This window comes from Paenibacillus sp. 01L418 (assembly GCF_056400045.1).
On the sequence record NZ_JBFTSN010000439.1, the window covers coordinates 1 to 5,171 of the forward strand.

General features: G+C 45.1%; 4 protein-coding genes and 1 pseudogene. All 5 read right to left on the reverse strand.

Translation table 11 applies throughout. The features are described from left to right. Nucleotides 1-537: pseudogene (locus tag AC1DSE_RS29760) on the reverse strand (bifunctional riboflavin kinase/FAD synthetase); the annotation flags it as partial. A gap of 44 nt (nt 538-581) precedes the next feature. After that, nucleotides 582-1,496, reverse strand: coding sequence for a tRNA pseudouridine(55) synthase TruB (truB, locus tag AC1DSE_RS29765; protein ID WP_441881244.1), 915 nt, complete (start codon nt 1,494-1,496; stop codon nt 582-584). 3 nt (nt 1,497-1,499) lie between these two features. Beyond that, nucleotides 1,500-2,489: a DHH family phosphoesterase gene (locus AC1DSE_RS29770; protein ID WP_441881246.1), complete on the reverse strand. Its 990-nt coding sequence runs from the start codon at nt 2,487-2,489 to the stop codon at nt 1,500-1,502. Beyond that, the gene (gene rbfA, locus AC1DSE_RS29775) at nt 2,486-2,842 is read right to left on the reverse strand and encodes a 30S ribosome-binding factor RbfA (protein ID WP_477528661.1); all 357 of its coding nucleotides are present in this window, start codon (nt 2,840-2,842) and stop codon (nt 2,486-2,488) included. The genes AC1DSE_RS29770 and rbfA overlap by 4 nt, the downstream gene beginning before the upstream one ends. A 7-nt stretch (nt 2,843-2,849) precedes the next feature. After that, nucleotides 2,850-5,171, reverse strand: a 2,322-nt coding sequence (infB, locus tag AC1DSE_RS29780) for a translation initiation factor IF-2 (protein WP_477528662.1), incomplete at its 5' end; no start/stop codon positions are given.

Below are 5,171 nucleotides of genomic sequence, written 5' to 3' on the forward strand. Positions count from 1 at the left end.
ACCTTGCTCAAGTGCTTCACGGATATAAGTACTGCTTACTTTTACCCCGTTCTCGATCAAAGGCTCAATGATATGAACAGAAATATCAGGCTCTGCCAGCTGCTTCAAAGTCTCTGCATTACCTGAGCCTTTGTGGCCGAAGTTGAAATCAAAGCCTACAACGACCTGCTTAGCACGGAGTGTGCGCAGAACCTCATTGACGAAGCGCTCAGGTGATACTGAAGCAAACTCAAGATCAAACTTCATTATGAATACAAGATCTACGCCAAGCTCTGCAAATAACGCTGTCTTCGCATCAAAAGGCGTAAGGCAACGATAATATTGCTCACCTTGTCCGAGAACTTCCTTCGGATGAGGATCAAATGTCAAAACCGCTGATAGCATCTCGGATTCCTTCGCCGCATTTACAGCTTGGCGAATCACGTTCTGATGTCCACGATGAACCCCGTCAAAATGACCGATTGCTATGGAAAGCGGTTTGTCCAGCGACAACGTGGACAAACCGTTTAAAGGAAAACTTAATGGAATAATTTCCAACGCTGAAGCACCTGCATTTCCTATTAACTTTCTACAACGATAAGCTAAGCTGAAAACACTTTGATTGGCTTGAAAACATTTGTATTCAAATCAATCTGAAAAATACCTAGAAACGAGCTTTGATCATTATAAAGACGTATAAGTTGTCCATCTAAAGTCAATGCTTCATGTTCCACTGAATGGCTGAGACTAACTTTCTGTCCTTGCAGTGCAAGTTTCCCAAACGATTCTGGAATCGTCACACGATCCAAATGTGTAATGGCTTCATCGGCGGAAATGATATGTCCGCTTAATTCACCGGATTGCTGCAATTGCTCGATTTGCTCAAGCGTCAAGCAGCTTTCCTTTGTAATGCCGCCTGACATCGTTCGCGTCAAATGGGCCATTGTAGCAGGAACACCTAGTGCTTTGCCGATGTCCACACATAACGTGCGAATGTATGTACCTTTTGAACAAACGACAGAAAACGAAATCTGAGGCTGATCAAGATCGAGCTGAGTGTCAATGAGATCTATTTGATGAATCGTTACTTTTCTCGATTTCCGCTCAACGGTCTTTCCTTCTCTAGCTAACTCGTACAATCGCTTGCCATCAACTTTGACAGCGGAAAACATGGGAGGTACTTGATCAATCTCGCCTAAAAACTGCGACAGTGCAAGGCGAACATCCTCTTCTGTAACCGATATTGGCGATTGCCGCGCAATAACTGTACCCGTTATGTCCTCTGTATCTGTTGCAATTCCAAGCTGCAATACGGCTTCATATGACTTAGGCCGCTCTTGCACATATTCGACTACTCTCGTTGCACGCCCAAGACATAGCGGCAATACACCCGTAACCATAGGATCAAGCGTTCCTGTATGACCAATTCGCTTCATCTTTAGCACTCGGCGTACTTTTGCAACCACATCATGAGAAGTCCAGCCTTCAGGCTTCCAAACTGCCAAAATGCCGTCCATCGCTTAAATCAACGCCTTTCTGACTGCTTCCACTAGCTCTTCAATCGAGGTCGTTAAAGAACCTTCAATCCGGCATCCTGCTGCACGCACATGACCGCCACCACCGAATGCTTGCGCAATTGCGGCTACATTGGCTTTGCCTGCTGAACGCATGCTTGCTTTGACTGCACCTTCTTCTGTTTCTTTAAATAGAATGCCGACTTCAACTCCATCTACATTAAGCGCATAATTCACGATTCCTTCTAGATCTTCAGGAACAGCACCTGTATTGCGCAAATCATCTTTGCCAATATAGACCCAGCCGATCTCTAAGTTATCCGTAAATGTGAGGCGATTGAGTGCGAGCTGGAGAAGCTTGAGCTTCGCCATAGTCATTTTCTCTAGAAGATGATCAGCGAGCTCATTGCCGGACACACCTAAAGCGAGCAAATGCGAGGCAATCTCCATGACACGCGGACTCGTGTTGGAATAACGAAACCCGCCTGTATCGGTCAATAAACCAGTGTAGATTGCTGTTGCACAATTCACATCTAATGCGATTTCTGCTCTCTCGATTAAATCATACAATATTTCAACAGTAGCCGCAGCTTCTGCCTGTATAACATTTATGGTGCCAAATCCATTGTTTGTTGGATGATGATCGATATTAAGCAGCTTTGCATCTGGTGCAAAGCTGCTCGCTACCTCTCCAATACGTTTGAAATCCGCACAATCGACCGAAATAATGGCATCAAATGTTTGCTGATTTACATCGCGCTTGTAATTGAGAATTGAATCAAATTGATGTAAGAAACGAAGTCTGGACGGTAGCTCGCTTTCATTAATCAGTACTGCCGACTTCCCAAGTTTCTCAAGCATCCAGCCTACGACAACAGTAGAACTAATAGCGTCACCGTCAGGCTGTACATGTGATACGACCAAAAAATGATCGTAAGTTTTCATGAACGCCAGCGCTTCATCTAGCTGCATCGAATAGCTGCTTTGATTTATCATCGAGCTGAATTCCCATTGTTGATGTTTTCAAGCAATGCCTCGATGCGGYTGCCATATTCAATACTGCTGTCAAACTTGAACAGCAATACGGGTGTATGGCGAAGGCGCATGCGCTTGCCAAGCTCTGTACGAATAAATCCTGTTCCGCTCGCTAGTGCCTTAAGCGTCGCTTCCTTCTGCTCTTCGCTGCCAAGCACGCTTAAATACACTTTTGCTTGTGAGAGATCACTTGATGTTTCAACACCTGTTACRGTAATGAATCCGATTCTAGGATCTTTCAACTCTGTTTGTATAATTTGGCTCAGCTCTTTTTTAATCTGTTCGCCGACCCGCCCTACTCGGATTTTTGCCATGCTTTACTCACCTCTCTACTGATTCCATGACAAATGCTTCGATAATATCGCCTTCACGAACATCGTTGAAACGATCAAGCGTGATACCGCACTCATAACCTGCTGCAACTTCTTTAGCATCGTCTTTGAAACGTTTTAGGGATTCAATTTTGCCTGTGAAGACAACGATACCGCCACGAACCAAACGTGCTTCAGCGTTACGAGAAATTTTACCGTCAGTAATCATACAACCTGCAATTGCGCCAACTTTAGTCACTTTAAATACGTTACGAACTTCAGCGTGGCCAATAACAACCTCTTTGTAGATTGGATCAAGCATGCCTTTCATTGCTTGTTCAATCTCATCGATTACGTTGTAGATAACGCGGTGCATACGAACGTCAACCTTTTCTTGTGCAATCGTTGCTTCTGCTTGTGGATCAGGACGAACGTTAAATCCGATTACGATAGCATTGGAAGCTGACGCCAAAATGATATCCGATTCTGTAATCGCGCCAACACCGCTGTGGATGATTTTTACGCGAACGCCTTCGATTTCAATTTTTGCGAGCGAGCCTTTAAGTGCTTCGGAAGAACCTTGAACGTCGGATTTGATAATAACGTTCAGATCTTTAATTTCACCATCTTTGATATGGTTATACAGATCATCAAGCGTTACGCGTGTATTCGCACCCATATCCGATTGACGCTGTTTAATGGAACGACGATCAGCAATATCACGGGCTTTGCGCTCATCTTCAAATACCATGAACGGATCTCCAGCTAATGGAACTTCTGTTAGACCAGTAATTTCTACTGGCGTAGAAGGACCTGCTTCTTTTAAGCGACGGCCTTTATCATTAACCATTGCTCTAATACGGCCGAAGCAGTTACCTGCAACAAAAGCATCTCCAATTTTCAAAGTACCGTGTTGAACGAGAATACGTGCAACAGGACCTTTACCTTTATCAAGCTCAGCTTCGATAACAGTAGCGCGAGCGCGTTTGTTCGGGTTAGCTTTGTAGTCATTCATCTCAGCAACGAGCAAAATCATTTCAAGAAGGCCTTCAAGACCAATTCTTTGTTTAGCGGAAACTTCGACGAAAATAGTGTCGCCGCCCCACTCTTCCGGAACGAGTTCATATTCAGTCATTTCTTGTTTAATTTTCTCTGTATTCGCTTCTGGTTTATCGATTTTGTTAACCGCTACGATAATAGGAACGCCAGCTGCTTTTGCATGGTTGATGGCTTCAACCGTTTGCGGCATGATGCCGTCATCAGCTGCTACTACGATGATCGTAATGTCCGTTACCTGCGCACCGCGTGCACGCATAAGCGTAAACGCTTCGTGACCAGGTGTATCGAGGAACGTAATTTTTTTATGGTTAATTTCAACTTGATAAGCACCGATGTGCWGTGTAATTCCGCCGGCTTCTCCGCCTGTAACATTCGTTTTGCGAATGGCATCAAGCAAAGTTGTTTTACCGTGGTCAACGTGACCCATAATGGTAACAACCGGTGGACGTGTCACCAAATTTTCATCTTCGTCTGTTTCTTCTACAGTTTCGAAGGAATCTTCCTCAACAGGAATTTTCACTTCAACCTCTACCCCGTAGTCTGTTGCGATCAAATGAATCGCATCCATATCGATTTCTTGGTTGATCGTAGCCATTACGCCAAGGAAAATCAGTTTTTTAATAACTTCTGATGCATCCTTATGCAGTAATTTTGCCAATTCGCCAACAGTCATTGTACCGCGTACAATAATTTTCTTTGGCGTATTGTCAATTTTCTCGCGTGGCGGTTGTTGTTGGAACTTGCCGCCGCGACCTTTTTGACCACCACGGCCATTGTTGCCTCTGAAGCCGCCTGGTTTGCCGTCTTCAAATCTTTTTTGGCCAGGTCTTGCGTTTCTGTTGTCGTTACCGCGCGCTTGTCCTTGTGCTGGCTTAGAGTCGAAACGACTTTGGCCTGATGGTGCTGGACGGCTGCTTGCGTCTGAACGCGGAGCGCTTGGACGGCTGCCTGTATTGCTTTGTCCGCCTTGTGAAGGACGGCTTTGTCCAGATGATGCTGGACGACTGCTTTGACCGCCTTGACCTTGTGATGGACGGCTTGAACCCGCGTTAGAACCCGCTGGGCGATTACCTTGTCCGCCTTGTCCTTGGCTTGGACGGCTCGAATTAGAACTGCCTTGTGAAGGACGGTTGTTGCTTGATTGTGATGCTGGACGACTTGATTGTTGTCCTGCTGGTCTTTGTTCTGACTGCTGTTGGGTTGTTTGTGGTTTCGTATTAATAGAATTCATAGGCCCCTGTCTGTCTTGATTCGTATTTTTATTTTCTTGTAC